Below are 17,330 nucleotides of genomic sequence, written 5' to 3'. Positions count from 1 at the left end.
GTGGCGGAATCGTACGCGAAAGGTGAACGAGCGAGGGGGCAGGGGCGGGGTCGGGAGGGCACGGTCCTCAAACTGATGCGCGCCAAGGACTTCGAGTTCACGGTGACGCGCGCCGAGGACGTCACCCCCGACCACCGGCGGTTGCGCTTCACCGACGGCGGCATGCTCGCCGCGACCGGCGTCCACCCGACGATGCGGGTGCGGCTGTGGTTCGACGACGCGGGCAAGCCGCACCAGCGGGCGTACACCCTCGTCGACCCCGACCCGGCGGCCGGCGCCTTCGGCCTGGAGTTCGCCCTGCACGAGGGGTGCGCCGGCGTCTGGGCGCGGGCGGCGAAGCCCGGGGACACCATCGAGGCGACCGTCCAGGGAACGGGCTTCGACGCGCCCCCCGCCCCCTCACACCTCTTCGTGGTGGGGGATCCGGCCTCCCTCCCGGCCGTCAACTCCCTGCTGGGCGCCCTGGGATCCGCACCGGCGACCATCTGGTTCGAGGGCGCCCTGGACGGACTGCCCTGCCTGGCCGACCCCGAGCGGCACGAGGTGCGCGAGGTCCCGCGCCGGGACTCCGGCGCCCACCTCGTCGAGCGGGTCCGGGCCGACCTGCCCGACCTGCTGCGGGCCCACCCCGACCCGTACGTCCGGGTCGCCTGCGACACCGCGACCACCCGGGCCCTGTCGGCGTTCCTGCGCAAGGAACAGGGCGTGCCCAAGCAGCGGATGCACGCCCTGGGGTACTGGCGCACGAGCTGACCCGCGGACACGCCGATCGTCGCGGCAGGGACGTCACCCTTCACCTCGCCGGGACCCCGACGCCGACGCCGTCGCCGAGGGCGCCCGGCACGGCGTGGACACCGGCGATGAACTGCTGAAGCGACTGGAGGGCCTGCCCGGGTTCGGTCGGCGGAAGGCGCGGACCCCCCTCACCCCCTTCCGCTTCCTGCCGCTCTGGGATGTTTTTTCCCGTGTCGTACTCCGCCGCCATGGCTGCGCCCGGAACGTCTGGGCCGGTAGGCTTTCCGTGTGATCTTCAAGCGCATCGGAAACGGCCGGCCGTACCCCGACCACGGCCGGGAAAGCACCCGGTCGTGGGCGGACGTCGCGCCGCGCCCGGTCCGCCTCGATCAGCTCGTCACGACGAAGCAGCAGCTCGACCTCGAGACCCTCCTCGCCGAGGACTCGACCTTCTACGGCGACCTCTTCGCGCACGTCGTGAAGTGGCAGGGCGATCTGTATCTGGAGGACGGGCTGCACCGCGCGGTACGGGCGGCGCTCCAGCAGCGCCAGGTACTGCACGCCCGCGTCCTCGAGCTGAGCTGACATTCCCCGCGCGCAGGCCGGTGCCCCACCGGCCTGCGTGCGGGCGTCACCGTCCGACATGCGGACGACTCCGGCCGACACGCGGGTGTCACCGGCCGACACGCGGGTGTCACCGGTCAGTACACGAAGGGCACCGGCACGCCGTCCAGGCCCCTCGACCCCACCGGACGCACCTCTTTCGGCACTGGGTTTGACCCTTTCGGGTTGGACTGCGCGCTATCGAATGATCATCTGGTAGGCATCGTCGCCGGAGCGCATTACGCTGCGCTCATGAGCATGCTGACTCCTCCCGGCATGGGCGGCCAGTACCAGATCCGGGGTGACAAGTACCCGCGGATGCGCCGACCCCGACGCCGCGGCAAGCTCGTCGTCCTGACCATCACCTCCGTCGCGGCGCTCGGCGTGGCCGGCTGGGGCACACTGCAGCTCTTCGACGTCTTCACCGGTGGCGGCAACCCCGCCTCCGCGGTCGGCGTCAAGGCGGGCTGCGCCACCGAGGCGAGCCCCTCGCCCAGTCCGAGCCCCAGTGCCGCGCTCCCCGGGCCCGACCGGATCACGGTCAATGTCCTCAACGCCACGACCAAGTCAGGTCTGGCCAAGAAGACCGCGGACGAACTGAAGAAGCGCGGTTTCAAGATCGGCGACGTCGGCAACGCGGCCAAGGAGTACGACAAGAAGGTCAAGGGCACCGGTGTGCTCCTCGGCCCCGCGTCCTCTCTCAAGACCTCGCTGCCGGTACTCGGCACCCATCTCGCCGACGCCGAACGCCGCACCGAGGCCTCCCGCAAGGGTGTCGAGATCGACCTGATCATCGGTGACGCCTTCACCCGGCTGACGGCCAAGGCGGACGCCGACCGGGCCCTGGCCGCGCTGAACGCCCCCGAACCCGAACCCACCGCGAAGAAGAGCTGCTGACGCCGGAGGCGGAAGCAGGAGCCCTGAGCAGAAGCAGAGGCGGCTGCTGCCGAGTCCGAGGACGGAACTCGGCAGCAGCCGCCTCGTCCTGCGGCCGTCCTGCGAACGGGCGGGCCGGTCCGGCGCCGCCGCCCGTATGCGTAACGCGTACCTCCGGCGGACGGCCTACTCGGCCGCCCCGTACATCCGGTCCCCCGCGTCTCCGAGGCCCGGCACGATGTAGCCGTGCTCGTTGAGGCGCTCGTCGACCGACGCCGTCACGACGGTCACCGGGGTGCCGGCCAGCTCGCGCTCCATGACCTCGACGCCCTCGGGAGCGGCCAGCAGCACCACCGCGGTCACGTCGTCCGCGCCCCGCTTGATCAGCTCCAGGATCGCGGCGACCAGCGTGCCGCCGGTGGCCAGCATCGGGTCCAGCACGTACACCTGACGCCCGGAAAGGTCCTCCGGCATCCGGGTGGCGTACGCCGAAGCCTGCAGCGTCTCCTCGTTGCGGATCATGCCGAGGAAGCCCACCTCGGCGGTCGGCAGCAGCCGGACCATGCCGTCCAGCATGCCGAGACCGGCCCGCAGGATCGGCACCACCAGCGGGCGCGGATGGGAGAGCTTGACGCCCGTGGTCCGCTCCACCGGCGTGTGGATGTCCACCTGCTCGGTGCGCACGTCGCGCGTGGCCTCGTAGGCGAGGAGGGTGACCAGCTCGTCGGCGAGACGGCGGAAGGTCGCGGAGTCGGTGCGCTGGTCGCGCAGCGTGGTGAGCTTGTGTGCGACCAGGGGGTGGTCGACGACGTGGAGACGCATGTCCCCACATTAACCGGGCAGGACCGGGCCCGACTCCCCCGCATACGGCAAGCCCTCACTGTCCGCCGCCACTCCTTCGCTGGCGTCAAACCGCCCGTCCGGGGGAAGGTGGGAGGGACGGACTGGGGTGATGAAGCAATGCCTGAGCGGAATTCCCGAGACGAGTCTCCGGTACGCGAGACACCCGGCGGCCTGCGCGGCGCATCGGGCGCGGCCGGCGTGGCCCGTACGGCCCGCGCGTCGGAGGTCTCCGGAGTGTCCGGGGTGCCCGGCATGACCAGACCGCCCGGCGCGGACGAGACGGACGCCGAGCGGCGGCGGCGGCGCGCCCGGTTCCTGCGCGAACTCGCCGAGGCCCGGGAACTGCGCGACCGGGTCCAGCCGCGCCGCGCCAAGGCGGCCCGGCTGCGGCACGCGATGCGCATGCGGACCTTCCGCTGGTAGGAGGCCACGGCCTCCCGGGACGGGACGCTCCCGGCGAACGGGATGGCGCGAACACCGCGGGAACGGGCCCGGCTGCGGGAAGATCGCGGCCCATGCGGGTGTTTGCCTCGTGGCCGTACGAGCACGGCAGGCCGATCCGCGTACGATCCGCTGTGGCGGCGGCGAGCGCGCCGACGGGTCCCGGGCAGCTTCCGGGGGGACACTCGGCGGAGCGAGGTCAAAACTGCCGGACACAGGGAGCCGAAGACGTCCCCTGTCGGCCTTGTTTCTGCCACGATTCCGAATGGGCGGGGCTCGTAGAGCACTCCTCGTCCACACACCTCCGCCGGGGGGATTCCCAACCGGCACACCTAAGACCAGTGGGAGAGTCACGGTGTACTTCGCCGCACTGCTCGCGCGCACCGAAGACGGGTGGGAAGCGAGCGACACGGAGCTCGACGATGTGGAAACCCTGTCGGATCTGGCCGACCTGGCCCGGGAAGCCGCCCCCGACGAGGACACGGTGCTCGTGCTGATCGAGCAGGAGGACGGCTGGTTCGGCGTCGTCCGCGTGGACGGCGAGGACGACCCTCGTATCTACGTGTCCGACGCCGCGGCCGCCGCCCGCAGCAGCTACGGCGAGATCCTGCTCACCGACGAGCTGCTCGGCCGGGAACCCGGGGTCGACGGCCCCGACCTGGACGCCCTCGACCTCGACGGCACGGAGGACGGTGAACCGGACGACGCCGGCACCGGTGAGGACGGCGCGGCGGACACCGGTTCCGCCGATTCCGTACCGCACGGTCCGGTCGGCGACGCCCTGGTCCTGGACGACCTGGGCGTGAGCGAGAAGGACCTGCGCTCGCTGTCCGGGGACGCCCTCGGCGAGATCGCCGAGGTCCTGGGCGCCGCAGAGGTCCTGGAGACCGTCCGCTGACCGGGCCCACCCCGCCCGACCCGGTGCGCGACCCCTGGCGGGCCGCGATGCGGCTCGCCCTGGACGAGGCCCAGCGGGCCGTCCGGGGCGGGGACGTACCCGTCGGCGCGGTCGTCCTGGCGCCGGACGGCAGCACCGTACTGGCCTCCGGGCACAACGAACGCGAGGTCGCCCGCGACCCCACCGCGCACGCGGAACTGCTCGCCCTCCGGCGGGCCGCCGCGGCGCTGGGGCAGTGGCGGCTGGCCGACTGCACCCTCGTGGTGACGCTGGAGCCCTGCACCATGTGCGCGGGCGCGATCCAGCAGTCCCGGGTCGACCGGCTCGTCTACGGCGCCCGGGACGAGAAGGCGGGCGCGGCCGGCTCCCTCTGGGACGTCGTCCGCGACCGGCGGCTCAACCACCGGCCCGAAGTCGTCGAAGGAGTGCTCGCCGAGGAGTGCGCGCACCTGCTCACCGCGTTCTTCCGGGACCGCTGACGGCGGAGCCGCCACCTCCCGAATACCGATTTCAAACCATCGCGCCGCGTGCTGTAAGGTCTCTCCCGGTAGCGTGTCCGAGCGGCCGAAGGAGCTCGCCTCGAAAGCGAGTGTGGCGCAAGTCACCGTGGGTTCAAATCCCACCGCTACCGCTTCCGAAGGGCCCCGTCGTCAGACGGGGCCCTTCGTGCGATCATGGGCCCGCCCAGCAGCAAGGGTGACACCTGTGCACAGCAGTGACGCCTGTGCACAACAGTGACAGGGGAGGGCCGCGATGGCGGTGAACGCCAAGAAGGTCGCCGTCTACGTCCTCGTGGTCTTCGCGCTGTATGTGATCATCACGGATCCCACCAAGGCGACCGGCTACGTCCAGATAGCGTTCGAGGGCATATCCGACGCCGCGACCGCCGTCGGGGACTTCATGACGTGGCTCGCCAACGGAGGAGGATGATGATCCGCCACCTGGTCCTCTTCAGGCTGAACGAGGGCGTGGAACGCGACGATCCGCGCGTCGTGGCGGGCGAGGAGGCGTTCCGCTCGCTCGAGGGCAGGATCCCGGAGATCCGCTTCTGGGAGTGCGCCTGGAACATCAGCGACCGGCCCGTCGCCTACGACTTCGCCATCAACTCGGCGTTCGACGACGCCGACGCGCTGCGCCGGTACGTGGAGCATCCGGAGCATCAGGCGGGTGTCGGCCTGTGGCGCGCGTTCGCCACGTGGGTGATCGCCGACTACGAGTTCTGAGCCTCCGCCCCAGCAGCCCTCCGTCGCGACGACGGGGGGCCTTCGCGCGTTATCGGCACGACTTGCCCTCAACACGGAATATGCGGTGCTTGCACACAGTGAGCATGTCTTGTGATGCTATGACCGCTTTTGACGGATGAGTTGACCGATGAAGAGGTGGCGTTGACCGTGTCGGCCAGTACTGCGCCTCCCCAGGACCAGGTGTCCGCCCTGACCCCGGCTCCGGCTCAGTCCCCGGACGCCCCCGCCACGCCCGCCGGTCCGCCCTCCACCGCACCGCCGCCCGCCCCCCTGTCACCCGCCAAGCGCCGCGGGGCGGACACCCGGGCGCTGACCCAGGTGCTCTTCGGCCAGCTCAAGAATCTTCAGCCGGGCACTCCGGAGCACACCCGCGTACGCGCCGCGCTCATCGAGGCCAACCTCCCCCTCGTGCGCTACGCGGCCGCCCGCTTCCGCTCCCGCAACGAGCCGATGGAGGACGTGGTCCAGGTCGGCACCATCGGACTCATCAACGCCATCGACCGTTTCGACCCGGAGCGGGGCGTCCAGTTCCCGACCTTCGCGATGCCGACCGTGGTCGGCGAGATCAAGCGGTACTTCCGCGACAACGTCCGCACCGTCCACGTGCCGCGCCGGCTGCACGAGCTGTGGGTGCAGGTCAACAGCGCGACCGAAGACCTCACGACCGCCTTCGGGCGCTCCCCGACGACCGCCGAGATCGCCGAACGGCTGCGCATCGGCGAGGAGGAGGTACTCTCCTGCATCGAGGCCGGGCGGTCGTACCACGCCACCTCCCTCGAGGCCGCGCAGGAGGGCGACGGACTCCCCGGACTGCTCGACCGGCTCGGCTACGAGGACCCGGCACTGGACGGCGTCGAGCACCGGGACCTCGTCCGGCACCTGCTCGTCCAACTCCCCGAGCGGGAACAGCGGATCCTGCTGCTGCGGTACTACAGCAACCTCACCCAGTCACAGATCAGCGCCGAACTGGGCGTCTCCCAGATGCACGTCTCCCGGCTGCTCGCGCGCAGCTTCCAGCGACTGCGGTCCGCAAACAGGATCGACGCGTAACCCCTGAGAGCGAATCGCTCACCAGTGCCTTTACCTGCGCTTCTGGCCTGAAATGGCGTCAGACCCTTTGTTTGCAGGGCTGATTCACCATATCGATGTCGACATGTCACTACAGCGTGTTGCCGACATGTGACATTCTGCCGGAAGCGCGTTTGCCGAAGCCCCGGCTCCGGTATTCAGGTGAAGGCTGCGTTCCTCGGACAGGAACGTTCGCCGCGACCGTCCCGCGACCCAAAGGGGGTGGCATGTCCGCAGACCAGGGCAGCTCGAAGGTGCTCACGCTCGCGGAGAGCGAGACAGCTCCCAATGCTCTCGACGTACTCGGCCCCATCGACGACGTCCCGGCCCTCGCGGCCGCGCCCGCTCCAGATCTTCCGGAGACACCGGACACACCGGACACGGCGGCCATCGACACCCGCACCCTGTCCCGCTCCTTGTTCCTGCGGCTCGCCGCACTCGACGAGAACAGCCCGGAGCGCGGCTACGTCCGGGACACGCTGATCGAACTCAACCTCCCACTGGTGCGGTACGCGGCGGCCCGCTTCCGCTCGCGCAACGAGCCGATGGAGGACATCGTCCAGGTCGGCACCATCGGGCTGATCAAGGCGATCGACCGCTTCGACTGCGAACGGGGCGTGGAGTTCCCGACGTTCGCGATGCCGACGGTGGTCGGCGAGATCAAGCGGTTCTTCCGCGACACGTCGTGGTCGGTGCGCGTGCCGCGCCGACTGCAGGAGCTGCGCCTGGCGCTGACGAAGGCCGGCGACGAGCTCTCCCAGAAGCTCGACCGCTCCCCGACGGTCGCCGAACTCGCCGCGGTACTGGGCGTGTCCGAGGAGGACGTGGTCGACGGCCTCGCGGTCGGCAACGCGTACACGGCGTCCTCGCTGGACTCCCCGGCGCCCGAGGACGACGGCGGCGAGGGCTCGCTCGCGGACCGCCTCGGCTACGAGGACACGGCACTGGAGGGCGTGGAGTACCGGGAGTCGCTCAAGCCCCTGCTGGCCAAGCTGCCGCCCCGGGAGCGGCGGATCATCATGCTGCGCTTCTTCGCCAACATGACGCAGTCACAGATCGGCGAGGAGGTCGGCATCTCCCAGATGCACGTCTCCCGGCTGCTCACCCGGACCCTGGCCCAGCTGCGCGAGGGTCTCATCTCGGACTGAGACACACCGATCGCCGGCAGCCCTCGGTTCCCACCGTCGGCCACCGGCTCGGAAGCGGACCCACGGCCGCCGGGGCGCCCCTCACGGGCGCAACGGCGGCCTCCGCGTGTCCTGTCGTGTCGTGTCCGGGTGCTGTCAGGCGCTGTCGGATCAGCCCAGCGCCAGCCAGGCCACGGCCGCGACGATCGCCACGGCGACGACGACGCCGACGATCAGACCGATACGGGGACCGCCACCGCTCGTCGTGGCGGCCTGCTGCCCCTGAGGGGCCTCGTCGACGAACGCGCGGAACATCTGGGTGCTGCCGGCGGGGTCGTGGTTGCCCTGCGGGGGCTGGGAGTTAGCCATGGCCCGAGACACTAGCGAACTGCCTACGGAGGCCCCAAGCGGGGGCGGCCTCGAAGCGGCATCGGAGCGACCTCGAAGCGACCGCGCAGGGGCGCGCACGGGGCACGTGACGGGTACATACGGGGGCACGTGCGCGGACACACGCCCGGCTCGGCGATACGGACCGAGGGCGGCCCGCGTGCACCCCCGCGGGCCGCCGGAGGGTGACCGGAGAGCCCGGCCGCCGGCACCGAGCGACTGACACCCCGCCTCACCTGCGTGTTTGCAATTCACCATACTTGCCTTTGCCAAGTTTTGAGGCCCTTGCATGCTCTTCTTGTTTGCCTTCAGCAACCATCCACTTCTATCGTTGCCCTAAGCAACGAATGGGAGGTGTCATGGCCGAGCAGACGCAGTACGAGGAGCTGGTACGGCAGCTCAGTGCCTTCAGCGCGGTGAAGCGGGAGCTGCGCCGGAGCATGCCGGCCGACTTCCACAGCGGCTCCGCCGCCGTGCTGACGGCCCTCGGCCGCCACGGCGCCATGCGCATGAGCCGGCTCACCGAGCTGCTCGCCGTCGACCTCTCGGTCACCAGCCGCCAAGTCGCGCAGGCGGTCGAGCTCGGCTGGATCGAGCGTTCCCCCGACCCGGCCGACAAGCGCTCCCGCATCCTGCGCCTGACACCCGCGGGCCAAGTGCAGCTCGACGCGTTGTTCCGACGGGCCACCCACCTGCTCACCGAGCGCCTGCACGACTGGTCCGACGACGAGATCGGCCTGCTCGCCCAGCTCATGTCCCGGCTCCGGGACAGCTTCAGCGACTGCCGGCCCACGCTCCGCGCGACACCACCGCCCAGTCCCGCGCCCCCTGCGGCCCCCGCACCCCCTGCGGCCCCCGCGCCGCCCGAGGCGGCCGCACCCTCCGAGGCCCCTGGGCCCCCGGCCCCTCGCGCCCCCCAGGACACCGAGACCACCCGTACACCGGCAAACGCGTAAGAGAAGGAAGTCCATGGCAACGACCACACCGACTGGTGTGCGGGATCAGGCCGAGCGCGGGGGAGACTCCTCCGCGAGCGGCGCTCCCATGTCCCACCGGCAGATCCTGGAGGCACTGTCGGGCCTGCTGCTCGGCATGTTCGCCGCGATCCTGTCCTCCACCATCGTTTCCAACGCCCTGCCCGAGATCATCACCGAACTCGGCGGCGGCCAGAGCGCCTACACCTGGGTCGTGACGGCGGCGCTGCTGTCGATGACCGCGTCCACGCCCCTGTGGGGCAAGCTGGCCGACCTGGTCAGCAAGAAGACGCTGGTCCAGACGGCCCTGGTCATCTTCATCGTGGGCTCCGTGGTCGCCGGCATGGCGCAGAACCCCGGCATGCTGATCACGGCCCGGGTCATCCAGGGTCTGGGCGCCGGTGGTCTGACCGCGCTGGCCCAGATCATCATGGCCGCGATGATCTCCCCCCGGGAGCGCGGCCGCTACTCCGGCTACCTGGGCGCGACCTTCGCCGTCGCGACCGTGGGCGGCCCGCTGGTCGGCGGCGTGATCACCGACACCTCGTGGCTCGGCTGGCGCTGGTGCCTGTACGTCGGCGTGCCGTTCGCCCTGATCGCCCTGCTCGTGCTGCAGAAGACCCTGAAGCTGCCGGAGACCAAGCGGAAGGTGAAGGTCGACTGGGCCGGCGCCTTCTTCATCACCGCTGCCGTCAGCCTGCTGCTGATCTGGGTCACCTTCGCCGACGACAAGTTCGCCTGGGTGTCCTGGCAGACGTACGCGATGGTCGGCGGCGCGCTGCTGCTCACCCTGGTCTTCCTGTTCGTCGAGACGAAGGCCGCCGAGCCGATCATCCCGCTGCGGCTGTTCCGCAACCGCACCATCACGCTGGCCTCGGTCGCCTCGCTGTTCGTCGGTATCGCGATGTTCGCCGGCACCATCTACTTCAGCCAGTTCTTCCAGCTGGCCCGGAACGAGTCCCCGACCATGTCGGGCGTCCTCACCATCCCGATGATCGGCGGTCTGTTCGTCTCCTCGACCGTCTCCGGTCTGATCATCACCCGGACCGGCAAGTGGAAGTCCTGGCTCGTCACCGGCGCCGCGCTGCTGACCGCCGCCCTGGGGCTGCTGAGCTCCATACGCCACGACACCCCGTACTGGCACATCGGCCTCTTCATGGTGATCATGGGCCTCGGTACCGGCATGATGATGCAGAACCTGGTGCTGTGCACGCAGAACCAGGTCGAACCGAGCGACCTCGGCGCCGCGAGCTCCGTCGTCACCTTCTTCCGGTCGCTCGGCGGCGCGGTGGGCGTCTCGGTGCTCGGCTCGGTCATGTCGACCCGGATCAACCACTACGCCGAGGACACCATCGGCTCGCTGAGCCCGCAGGAGCAGGCCGCCGCCGCCCAGTCGGCCGGCTCCGGCGAACTGCCGGACATGGACCTGCTGCCCGAGGGCATCCGCACCTGGCTGGAGAGCGCCTACGGGCACGGCATCGCCGACATCTTCCTGTACGTCGCCCCGGTCGCCTTCCTCGCCTTCCTGGTGACCCTGTTCATCAAGGAGGTCCCGCTGCGGACCTCGGGCGCGCTGGCCCAGGCCGCCGAGTCGCTCTCCGCCGCACCGGTTCCGGTGGCCGCCGGGACGACGGACGGAACCACCGGCGGGGCGGCCGAGGCCGACACCGCCGAGGCCCCGAGCCGGTCCGGCGCCGCTTCGACCTCCGGCGGCAGCGGCAAGGGCAGCGGCCCCACCGGCTCCGGGAAGTAGTCCGGACTCCTTCTCCTCCGGACCACCCGACCCCGGCCCGCGGCGGGGGCGCGCTCTCAGCGGAGGCGCGCCCCCACCGCGGGCCGGTCCTCTTCACCGAGGTCCTCTGCACAGAGGCTCTCTTCGCCGGGGTCCTCTTCACCGGTCCTGCTCGCCGGTCCTGCTCGCCGGTACTCCTCCCGGGTCTCCGCCCGCCCCTCGCCGAGTGAGGCGCCCGCCGGCACCCGGCGTCGGTCCTAGGCTGGCGCCATGGCACCGAACATCGCGACGAACACCCGTGTCTCCCTCGACGAGTTGCTGGACTTCGTACGGCCCCGGCACCGCGCGATCCTGCTGACCCGGCGGGCCGACGGAAGCCCTCAGGGGTCGCCGCTGACCTGCGGGGTCGACGACTCCGGCCGCATCGTGCTGTCCACCTACCCGGAGCGCGCCAAGACCCGTAACGCCAAGAGGGACACCCGCGTGAGCCTGATCGTCCTCAGCGACGACTGGAACGGCCCCTGGGTGCAGATCGACGGCACCGCCGAGGTCGTCGACACGCCCGAGTCGGTGGAGCCGCTCGTGGAGTACTACCGGAACATCGCCGGCGAGCACCCCGACTGGGACGAGTACCGGGCGGCCATGGTCAAGCAGGGCAAGTCGATCATCCGGATCACCCCGGAGCGGTGGGGCCCGGTGGCGACGGGCGGCTTCCCGGCACGGCTGGTCGAAGGGGAGTGACCGGCGGGCGGGGGAGGCGGCTCCCGGTTCCCCTCCCCGCCCGCCCGCTGCCGACTGCGGCGTGGTCGTCAGCCGTCGGCCTTCCGGGTGAGGACCAGCCCCGCGATACCGGCCGCCACGAGTCCGGCGCCGGTGACGCTCACCTCGACGGCACGCATCGCCGCCTCGTGCAGCTACCCGTCCGGTTGCTCGTACAGGCGCGACCGCAGGGCCGGCGTCGTCACCGTGCCGAGCACCGCGCACACCAGGGCGATCAGGACCGCGGACGCGACGACGAGCCGGGTCCGGAGCGTGCGCGGTGTGCCCGCTCTCCCCGTGGACGCGGCCGTCGTCGTCCGCTCACGACACCGCGGGCTTGATCAGATACCCGGCACCGCGCCGGGTGTGGATCATCGGCTCCCGGCCGGCGTCGATCTTCCGGCGCAGATACGAGATGTACAGCTCGACGATGTTCGCCTGCCCGCCGAAGTCGTAGGACCAGACCCGGTCGAGGATCTGCGCCTTGCTGAGCACCCGCCGCGGGTTACGCATCAGGTAGCGCAGCAGCTCGAACTCGGTGGCGGTGAGGTGGATGTCCACCCCGGCCCGGGTCACGTCGTGGCTGTCCTCGTCGAGCGTGAGGTCGCCGACGACCAGCATGGACTGCGGCCGGCGGTCGGTCGCGCCGGAGCGCCGGATCAGGCCGCGCAGCCGCGCGACGACCTCCTCCAGGCTGAACGGCTTGGTCACGTAGTCGTCGCCGCCGGCGGTCAGGCCCGCGATGCGGTCCTCGACGGCGTCCCTCGCGGTGAGGAAGAGGACGGGCATGTCCTGTTGCTCACGGCGCAGCCGCCCGAGCACGGACAGGCCGTCCATGTCCGGCAGCATCATGTTCAGGACGACGGCATCGGGCCGGAACTCGCGCGCGGCCCGGACAGCGCCCTGGCCGTCGGCCTCGCTGCGGATCCGCCATCCCTCGTAGCGCAGGGCCATGGACAGCAGTTCGGTGATCGACTGCTCGTCGTCCACCACCAGCACGCGGACGGGGCTCCCGTCCGGCCTCAGCAGTTCGGTGCGCCCCTGGGGCGAGGTCGTGGTCATGCTCCACACCCTCGCGAGGACCTCTGAGAGTGCCCTTTCCGAAATCTGTGTTTTCCCTGAGAAATCCTCGGGCCGCTCCTTCAGCGGCCCTGGCGCCCTCGTCAGCCGACGGCGCCGTTTCCCCTTCCCCTTCCGTTTCCGTTTCCGCTTTCGTTCCCCCGCAGGCCGAAGAGACGGGCCGCGTTGTCGTGGCACACCGCCCGCAGCCATGCGGGCCCGAGCCCGAGCCGCTCCAGGGCCTGGAGCTGATGGAGGTACGGATACGGGATGTTGGGGAAGTCCGTGCCGAGCAGGATCCGGTCGCCGAGGCCGGCCAGCCGGGGCAGGGCCCGCCGGGGGAACGGCACCATGCGCTCGGCGAAGTCGGTGAACGCCATCGTGGTGTCCAGCCGCACCTCCGTGTAGCGCTCGGCGAGGTCGAGAAAGTCCTCGTACTCGGGCATCCCGAGGTGCGCCACGACCAGACGCAGCCGGGGGTGCCGGGCCAGCACCCGCGCGATCGGCTCGGGGCCGGTGTACTTGCCGGGCGCGGGCCCGGAACCGCAGTGGATCACTACCGGGACGCCCGCCTCGGCGAGCACGCCCCAGGCACCGTCGAGCAACGTGTCGGCCGGGTCGTACGCCCCCACCTGCACATGCACCTTGAAGACCCGTGCGCCCGCTTCGACGGCGTCCCTGACCAGGCCCTCGGCCCCGGGTTCGGGGAACAGCGTCGAAGTGTGCAGGCAGCCGGGCGTGCGGCGGGCGAAGTCGACCGCCCAGTCGTTCAGCCACCGCGCCATGCCGGGCTTGTGCGGATAGAGCATGGCCGTGAAGGCGACCACCCCGAACTCCCGCAGCAGTTCGGCCCGTTCCCTCTCCTCCTGCCGATAGGTGATCGGCCACTCGACCCCGCCGGTCAACGGCCCGAGCGCGTCGAAGTAGGCCCACACCTTGCGCAGCACCCGCTCCGGCATGAAGTGCGTGTGCACGTCGACGAGTCCGGGGAGCCCGAGCCCCTCCCAGAAGCGCCGCACGTCAGCGGCCTCGGCGCGGACGGATTCCGTGAGGTGATGACTCATGCCGCCACGATCACCCGTGACCCGGCTCCCGGTCCACCCCCCTGCCGCCGGAACGGGCCGACGCACCGGACGGCTCACCGCACGGGTTACCCCCGCCCCCGCCCCCGCCCCCGCGAACGGATCAGAACAAGCCGTCCTGCACTCCCGCCCCCTCCCCGGTCCTCTTGAGCGCCTTGAGCACCTTGACCGGCACGTCGAACCTCCTCCCCTCCGCCGGAACCAGCCCCCAGCCGGGCAGGAACCGCGTATCCAGCACCACGACGCCGCCCTCCGTCGCCAGATGCAGATCGGGCCCGGCGGCGGCCACCAGTTCCCCGCTCACCGCGCCCCCGGGAACCAGCTCGCTCACTTCCCCGAAGGGGGCCGGGGCTCCCGCCAGTCCGAACACCCCGACATGGTCGACGGGCCGGAACACCTCACGGTCCAGCGACTCCGGCCACCCGGCCAGGGCGACCGCCCGCCCGTGCAACTCCGCCAGCTCCGCAGCCCGTTCGGCCTCCGTGTCCGGAAGCACCGCGCGTACCGCCCGCTTGTCCGCGTAGGGAATCCGGTCGGGCACCCGGAGTGCGGCGCGCAGCAGCTCCTCGGTGCGCCGCGCCGCCATCAACGGCCCGGTCCCCAGCCAGCTGAAGCAGACCGCCCCCTGCTCCAGCAGCCGCGCCGGGCCCCGCGCCACACCGGTGATCCCGACCTTGACCATCCCGGGACCGAACCAGGCCAGATATACGCGGTACGGCCGCGGATCGTCCGCGAGGGTGTCGGCGGCCACGGAGTGCGCCCGGTCCAGCCGCGCGCACTCCTCGCACCGCGCTCCCGTGCCCCGCCCCGGCACCACCGCGCCGAGCGGACACGCGTGCCTCCGTGCCCCCACGCATGTCCGCACTCCCCCTTCCGCGACCGCGAAGGCCACCCGTTTTCCCCAGGTCAACGCGCTGTGCCGCCCGCCGTCCCACGCCAGCACGGGACCGCTTGCCGACCACCGCAGCCCCGAGCATCTCCACGCCTGTGCCATCTCTGCCGAGCGTAGGGGTCGTCACTGACAACGGGCCGCGCGAAGCCTCAGCGCACGGGGCCGCCGGCGTCCACGGGGCCCGGCTCCCCGGCGCCGCTCCTGGGCCCGGGGACGGAGGCGGGGACCGGGACGGGGGCGCCGGATTCCGCCGCCGTGGTCCGGCGCCGGCCGCGGCCCGCCAGCCGGCATCCCAGGCACCCCGGGTGCCCGTCCCCGGCATCGGGGTCCCTGACCCGCCAGTCCCACTGCTCCCTCGGCCGCCGCCCTGTCGGCTTGCCCCACCCGGCCAGGTGCAGCGCCCAGGTGACGAGGAGGCCGAGCAGGACGATGCCCAGGCCGACGGTCCGCGACACCCCGGATCCCGTACACACTCCCAGTGCGAGAACGGCCGTCCCCGCGGTGACGATCCCGAAACCGGTCCACCCGGCGACGGTATGCCCATGGTCATATTGATGTGCGCTCACGCACCTGCTCCCTCACCACAGTCGACGGGCGCGAAAACCTCTCACGACGTAAGCAATTTAGCGCAGAAAACTCTCACGCGCTAAGTGAAATGGGGAACACCATGCACGCGAAGCCGCGCCCGCCCGCCACGCCGGAGCAGGCGCTGTGGGCGATGGACCGCCTCATCGCGACCCACCTGGTGGGCCAGCACCGGATCGCCCAGCAGGTGGACCTGAACGTCACCGACCTGACCTGCTTCGGGTTCGTCATCGCGGCGGGCGACAACCTGCTCACGGCCGGAGAGCTGGCGGAACGCGTCCACGTCACGACGGGCGCGATGACCGGCATCCTCAATCGCCTGGAACGCGCCGGCTACATCACCCGCCGCCCCGACCCCACGGACCGCCGTCGCGTCCGGGTGGCCGCCCAGCCGGACGCCGTCGCCCGCGTCCGCGAGATCTACGAGCCGCACTACGCCCGGCTCACCGCGCTCTTCGCCGACTACGGCCCCGACGAGATCGCCGTCCTGAGCGACTGGTTCACCCGAGCGAACGCCCTCGCGGCCGACTACCTCGAGGAGCACGGCCGCACCAGGTGACGAGGCGCGTGCGGCACGGCACCCGAGGTGCCGAGCACACCCGGGGATGCAAACCTGGATGAGGAAACACACCGCTCGGGGACCACTCGGGGCAGCCGAAAGGGCGAGCACATGGCGAGCAATGTCGGTGGAACACACCAGCAGCGGACCGGATGGGAAGCCCAGAGCGCCTGGGCTACGGGCTGGACCGGGGCCGCGGCGGTCCTGATGACGTTCGGCGGGATCATGGCGATCTTCCAGGGCATCGCCGCCATCGCCAAGGACGACGTCTTCGTCACCACCCGCAACTTCACCTACGCGTTCAGCCTGACCGGCTGGGGCTGGATCCACCTGATCCTCGGCGCCCTCGTCCTGGCCGCGGGTCTCGCCCTGTTCACGGGGGCGGCCTGGGCCCGCGCCACAGGTGTCGCCCTGGCCGGACTGAGCATGATCGCCAACTTCGTGTGGCTGCCCTACGCGCCGGTCTGGTCGATCGTCCTCATCGTCATCGACGGCTTCATCATCTGGGCCCTGTGCTCACCACGCCGCGAGACGACAGCCCAAACCTAGGAACACCCTTCCCCTCCGGCCTCCAGCCCTCCTCCCCGCCCCATGGAAAGCAGTCACCACCGCGAGCGGGCCACGGCACGGAACACCCTGTGGCGCTGGCTCACCCAGGCCGTCGCCGCGGCCGTCCTGGTCACCGCCTACTTCCTGCTCCCCATCGACGACCTGGGCCCTCGCCGCCCGACCCTGAGCTGGACGCTCTTCGGCCTGACCCTGGCGCTCATCGCCACCCTGCTGATCCAGCAGATCGGCCACGTCCTCCTCGACCACCCGCACGCCCGGCCCGGACTGGTCATCCCCCTGCTGATGAGCCTGTCCATCCTGGTCTTCGCCACCGCCTACCAGGCCCTGGCCCAACACCCCGGCGAACTCATCGGCCTCGACACCCGCCTGGACGCCCTGTACTTCACGCTGGTCACCCTCGCCACCATCGGCTACGGCGACATCACCCCGCACGGCCAGGCGGCCCGCCTGGTCGCCATACTGCAGATCCTCTACACCTTCATCTTCCTCACCGCGGCGGCCACAGCCCTGAGCCACCAGCTCCGCACCGTGCTGCTCCGCCGCAGAACCGACCACCGCCCCGAACCCTGACCCCACCCCACCCGACCCCCGCCCGCTCCCGCCCCGCCCCGTCCCGCCCCGTCCCGCCCCGTGCAGGGTCCACCGTCAGGGCGAGCTCACGCGAAGCCACGGGACCGGACCTCGACCCGTCCCCTTCTCACACGGAAAGAGCCCCGCCGGTTCAACCGGCGGGGCTCTCATCTCTGTGCACTCGGCAGGATTCGAACCTGCAACCTTCTGATCCGTAGTCAGATGCTCTATCCGTTAAGCTACGAGTGCCTGTTTTTCAGTTTTCTCGCCGCTCCCGGCCCTCTGCGGGCTCGCTCGCGGCGACAGGAAGAACATTACATGACCGC

General features: G+C 71.0%; 22 protein-coding genes, 2 tRNA genes and 1 pseudogene. 17 read left to right on the top strand and 8 right to left on the bottom strand.

Going from position 1 to position 17,330, the window contains the following annotated elements:
* Positions 1-75 precede the first annotated feature (75 nt).
* The 3 genes from OHB56_RS22000 (at position 76) to OHB56_RS21990 (ending at position 2,235) form a co-directional block, all read left to right on the top strand.
* On the top strand, positions 76-753 hold the full coding sequence (locus OHB56_RS22000) for a siderophore-interacting protein (RefSeq protein WP_406355152.1): 678 nt from the start codon (positions 76-78) through the stop codon (positions 751-753).
* Between the two features lie 270 nt (positions 754-1,023).
* Entirely contained in the window at positions 1,024-1,320 is a 297-nt protein-coding gene (locus tag OHB56_RS21995) for a type II toxin-antitoxin system VapB family antitoxin (protein ID WP_326753797.1), read from the top strand.
* Positions 1,321-1,614: 294 nt separating this feature from the next.
* Entirely contained in the window at positions 1,615-2,235 is a 621-nt protein-coding gene (locus OHB56_RS21990; RefSeq protein WP_326757089.1) for a LytR C-terminal domain-containing protein, read from the top strand.
* Between the two features lie 165 nt (positions 2,236-2,400).
* Here the strand turns inward: OHB56_RS21990 and upp are convergent, their stop codons facing one another.
* On the bottom strand, positions 2,401-3,036 hold the full coding sequence (upp, locus tag OHB56_RS21985) for a uracil phosphoribosyltransferase (protein WP_055629855.1): 636 nt from the start codon (positions 3,034-3,036) through the stop codon (positions 2,401-2,403).
* 138 nt (positions 3,037-3,174) lie between these two features.
* Here upp and OHB56_RS21980 point away from each other — a divergent pair, with 138 nt between their 5' ends.
* The 8 genes from OHB56_RS21980 to OHB56_RS21945 all read left to right on the top strand — a co-directional run bounded on the left by OHB56_RS21980 (position 3,175) and on the right by OHB56_RS21945 (position 7,856).
* Complete coding sequence (locus OHB56_RS21980) at positions 3,175-3,480, top strand: hypothetical protein (RefSeq protein WP_406355149.1); 306 nt, start codon at positions 3,175-3,177, stop codon at positions 3,478-3,480.
* A 373-nt stretch (positions 3,481-3,853) separates the two neighbouring features.
* The gene (locus tag OHB56_RS21975; protein WP_055593870.1) at positions 3,854-4,396 is read left to right on the top strand and encodes a hypothetical protein; all 543 of its coding nucleotides are present in this window, start codon (positions 3,854-3,856) and stop codon (positions 4,394-4,396) included.
* A gap of 47 nt (positions 4,397-4,443) precedes the next feature.
* Positions 4,444-4,875 (top strand): tRNA adenosine(34) deaminase TadA, encoded by a 432-nt coding sequence (gene tadA / locus OHB56_RS21970; protein ID WP_326757088.1) that lies wholly within the window; start codon positions 4,444-4,446, stop codon positions 4,873-4,875.
* A gap of 67 nt (positions 4,876-4,942) precedes the next feature.
* Positions 4,943-5,027 (top strand) — tRNA-Ser (locus tag OHB56_RS21965).
* A 122-nt stretch (positions 5,028-5,149) separates the two neighbouring features.
* Positions 5,150-5,326, top strand: a complete 177-nt coding sequence (locus OHB56_RS21960; protein ID WP_326753795.1) for a hypothetical protein — start codon at positions 5,150-5,152, stop codon at positions 5,324-5,326.
* On the top strand, positions 5,326-5,619 hold the full coding sequence (locus tag OHB56_RS21955) for a Dabb family protein (RefSeq protein ID WP_406359183.1): 294 nt from the start codon (positions 5,326-5,328) through the stop codon (positions 5,617-5,619). The genes OHB56_RS21960 and OHB56_RS21955 overlap by 1 nt, the downstream gene beginning before the upstream one ends.
* Positions 5,620-5,781: 162 nt before the next feature.
* Complete coding sequence (locus OHB56_RS21950) at positions 5,782-6,690, top strand: RNA polymerase sigma factor SigF (protein ID WP_326757086.1); 909 nt, start codon at positions 5,782-5,784, stop codon at positions 6,688-6,690.
* A gap of 245 nt (positions 6,691-6,935) precedes the next feature.
* On the top strand, positions 6,936-7,856 hold the full coding sequence (locus OHB56_RS21945; protein ID WP_055597645.1) for an RNA polymerase sigma factor SigF: 921 nt from the start codon (positions 6,936-6,938) through the stop codon (positions 7,854-7,856).
* A gap of 150 nt (positions 7,857-8,006) precedes the next feature.
* Here OHB56_RS21945 and OHB56_RS21940 read toward each other — a convergent pair whose 3' ends face one another.
* Positions 8,007-8,204, bottom strand: coding sequence for a hypothetical protein (locus tag OHB56_RS21940; RefSeq protein ID WP_326753794.1), 198 nt, complete (start codon positions 8,202-8,204; stop codon positions 8,007-8,009).
* 377 nt (positions 8,205-8,581) lie between these two features.
* On the opposite strand from OHB56_RS21940, the gene OHB56_RS21935 reads away from it, so the two are divergent.
* From OHB56_RS21935 to OHB56_RS21925, 3 genes are all read left to right on the top strand, one after another.
* Positions 8,582-9,178 (top strand): MarR family transcriptional regulator, encoded by a 597-nt coding sequence (locus OHB56_RS21935; protein ID WP_326753793.1) that lies wholly within the window; start codon positions 8,582-8,584, stop codon positions 9,176-9,178.
* A 13-nt stretch (positions 9,179-9,191) separates the two neighbouring features.
* Positions 9,192-10,949, top strand: coding sequence for an MDR family MFS transporter (locus OHB56_RS21930; RefSeq protein WP_406355146.1), 1,758 nt, complete (start codon positions 9,192-9,194; stop codon positions 10,947-10,949).
* 249 nt (positions 10,950-11,198) lie between these two features.
* The gene (locus tag OHB56_RS21925; protein WP_326753792.1) at positions 11,199-11,669 is read left to right on the top strand and encodes a PPOX class F420-dependent oxidoreductase; all 471 of its coding nucleotides are present in this window, start codon (positions 11,199-11,201) and stop codon (positions 11,667-11,669) included.
* Between the two features lie 176 nt (positions 11,670-11,845).
* On the opposite strand, the pseudogene OHB56_RS21920 reads toward OHB56_RS21925, so the two are convergent.
* The 5 genes and pseudogenes from OHB56_RS21920 to OHB56_RS21900 all read right to left on the bottom strand — a co-directional run.
* Positions 11,846-12,012, bottom strand: a pseudogene (locus tag OHB56_RS21920) (two-component sensor histidine kinase); the annotation flags it as partial.
* Positions 12,009-12,749, bottom strand: a complete 741-nt coding sequence (locus OHB56_RS21915; protein WP_406355144.1) for a response regulator transcription factor — start codon at positions 12,747-12,749, stop codon at positions 12,009-12,011. The gene OHB56_RS21915 and the pseudogene OHB56_RS21920, both read right to left, overlap by 4 nt.
* 101 nt (positions 12,750-12,850) lie before the next feature.
* Positions 12,851-13,810 (bottom strand): amidohydrolase family protein, encoded by a 960-nt coding sequence (locus tag OHB56_RS21910; protein WP_406355142.1) that lies wholly within the window; start codon positions 13,808-13,810, stop codon positions 12,851-12,853.
* 121 nt (positions 13,811-13,931) lie between these two features.
* A complete protein-coding gene (locus tag OHB56_RS21905; protein ID WP_406355140.1) occupies positions 13,932-14,822 on the bottom strand; it encodes a DUF2797 domain-containing protein in 891 nt (296 codons plus the stop codon).
* Positions 14,823-14,869: 47 nt separating this feature from the next.
* Positions 14,870-15,286 (bottom strand): HGxxPAAW family protein, encoded by a 417-nt coding sequence (locus tag OHB56_RS21900; RefSeq protein WP_326753788.1) that lies wholly within the window; start codon positions 15,284-15,286, stop codon positions 14,870-14,872.
* 101 nt (positions 15,287-15,387) lie between these two features.
* Between OHB56_RS21900 and OHB56_RS21895 the strand changes: the two genes are divergently transcribed.
* The 3 genes from OHB56_RS21895 (at position 15,388) to OHB56_RS21885 (ending at position 17,004) form a co-directional block, all read left to right on the top strand.
* Positions 15,388-15,864 carry a MarR family winged helix-turn-helix transcriptional regulator gene (locus OHB56_RS21895; protein ID WP_406355138.1) on the top strand — a complete coding sequence of 159 codons (477 nt, stop codon included), beginning with the start codon at positions 15,388-15,390 and terminating at the stop codon, positions 15,862-15,864.
* Positions 15,865-15,975: 111 nt separating this feature from the next.
* On the top strand, positions 15,976-16,413 hold the full coding sequence (locus OHB56_RS21890) for a hypothetical protein (protein ID WP_326753786.1): 438 nt from the start codon (positions 15,976-15,978) through the stop codon (positions 16,411-16,413).
* A 42-nt stretch (positions 16,414-16,455) separates the two neighbouring features.
* Positions 16,456-17,004: a potassium channel family protein gene (locus tag OHB56_RS21885; protein ID WP_406355135.1), complete on the top strand. Its 549-nt coding sequence runs from the start codon at positions 16,456-16,458 to the stop codon at positions 17,002-17,004.
* A gap of 176 nt (positions 17,005-17,180) precedes the next feature.
* Here OHB56_RS21885 and OHB56_RS21880 read toward each other — a convergent pair.
* Positions 17,181-17,253: transfer RNA gene (locus tag OHB56_RS21880), tRNA-Arg, on the bottom strand.
* Between the last annotated feature and the right edge of the window lie 77 nt (positions 17,254-17,330).

Source organism: Streptomyces sp. NBC_01635 (genome assembly GCF_045209715.1).
Classification (GTDB): Bacteria; Actinomycetota; Actinomycetes; order Streptomycetales; family Streptomycetaceae; genus Streptomyces; species Streptomyces hirsutus.
Note: the sequence above shows the minus strand (reverse complement) of the source record. Positions and strands in the feature narration are given on the sequence as shown.

What these genes read in the sequence shown, in the direction of transcription:
- OHB56_RS21990 (WP_326757089.1), top strand. Translation starts at nt 1,615, where the DNA reads ATGGGCGGCCAGTACCAGATCCGGGGTGACAAGTACCCGCGGATGCGC.
- OHB56_RS21885 (WP_406355135.1), top strand. Translation starts at nt 16,456, where the DNA reads ATGGAAAGCAGTCACCACCGCGAGCGGGCCACGGCACGGAACACCCTG.
- tadA (WP_326757088.1), top strand. Translation starts at nt 4,444, where the DNA reads ATGCGGCTCGCCCTGGACGAGGCCCAGCGGGCCGTCCGGGGCGGGGAC.
- OHB56_RS21890 (WP_326753786.1), top strand. Translation starts at nt 15,976, where the DNA reads ATGGCGAGCAATGTCGGTGGAACACACCAGCAGCGGACCGGATGGGAA.
- OHB56_RS21955 (WP_406359183.1), top strand. Translation starts at nt 5,326, where the DNA reads ATGATCCGCCACCTGGTCCTCTTCAGGCTGAACGAGGGCGTGGAACGC.
- OHB56_RS21935 (WP_326753793.1), top strand. Translation starts at nt 8,582, where the DNA reads ATGGCCGAGCAGACGCAGTACGAGGAGCTGGTACGGCAGCTCAGTGCC.
- OHB56_RS21910 (WP_406355142.1), bottom strand. Translation starts at nt 13,810, where the DNA reads ATGAGTCATCACCTCACGGAATCCGTCCGCGCCGAGGCCGCTGACGTG.
- OHB56_RS21895 (WP_406355138.1), top strand. Translation starts at nt 15,388, where the DNA reads ATGCACGCGAAGCCGCGCCCGCCCGCCACGCCGGAGCAGGCGCTGTGG.
- OHB56_RS21905 (WP_406355140.1), bottom strand. Translation starts at nt 14,822, where the DNA reads ATGGCACAGGCGTGGAGATGCTCGGGGCTGCGGTGGTCGGCAAGCGGT.
- OHB56_RS21925 (WP_326753792.1), top strand. Translation starts at nt 11,199, where the DNA reads ATGGCACCGAACATCGCGACGAACACCCGTGTCTCCCTCGACGAGTTG.
- OHB56_RS22000 (WP_406355152.1), top strand. Translation starts at nt 76, where the DNA reads ATGCGCGCCAAGGACTTCGAGTTCACGGTGACGCGCGCCGAGGACGTC.
- OHB56_RS21915 (WP_406355144.1), bottom strand. Translation starts at nt 12,749, where the DNA reads ATGACCACGACCTCGCCCCAGGGGCGCACCGAACTGCTGAGGCCGGAC.
- OHB56_RS21940 (WP_326753794.1), bottom strand. Translation starts at nt 8,204, where the DNA reads ATGGCTAACTCCCAGCCCCCGCAGGGCAACCACGACCCCGCCGGCAGC.
- OHB56_RS21980 (WP_406355149.1), top strand. Translation starts at nt 3,175, where the DNA reads ATGCCTGAGCGGAATTCCCGAGACGAGTCTCCGGTACGCGAGACACCC.
- OHB56_RS21945 (WP_055597645.1), top strand. Translation starts at nt 6,936, where the DNA reads ATGTCCGCAGACCAGGGCAGCTCGAAGGTGCTCACGCTCGCGGAGAGC.
- OHB56_RS21960 (WP_326753795.1), top strand. Translation starts at nt 5,150, where the DNA reads ATGGCGGTGAACGCCAAGAAGGTCGCCGTCTACGTCCTCGTGGTCTTC.
- upp (WP_055629855.1), bottom strand. Translation starts at nt 3,036, where the DNA reads ATGCGTCTCCACGTCGTCGACCACCCCCTGGTCGCACACAAGCTCACC.
- OHB56_RS21930 (WP_406355146.1), top strand. Translation starts at nt 9,192, where the DNA reads ATGGCAACGACCACACCGACTGGTGTGCGGGATCAGGCCGAGCGCGGG.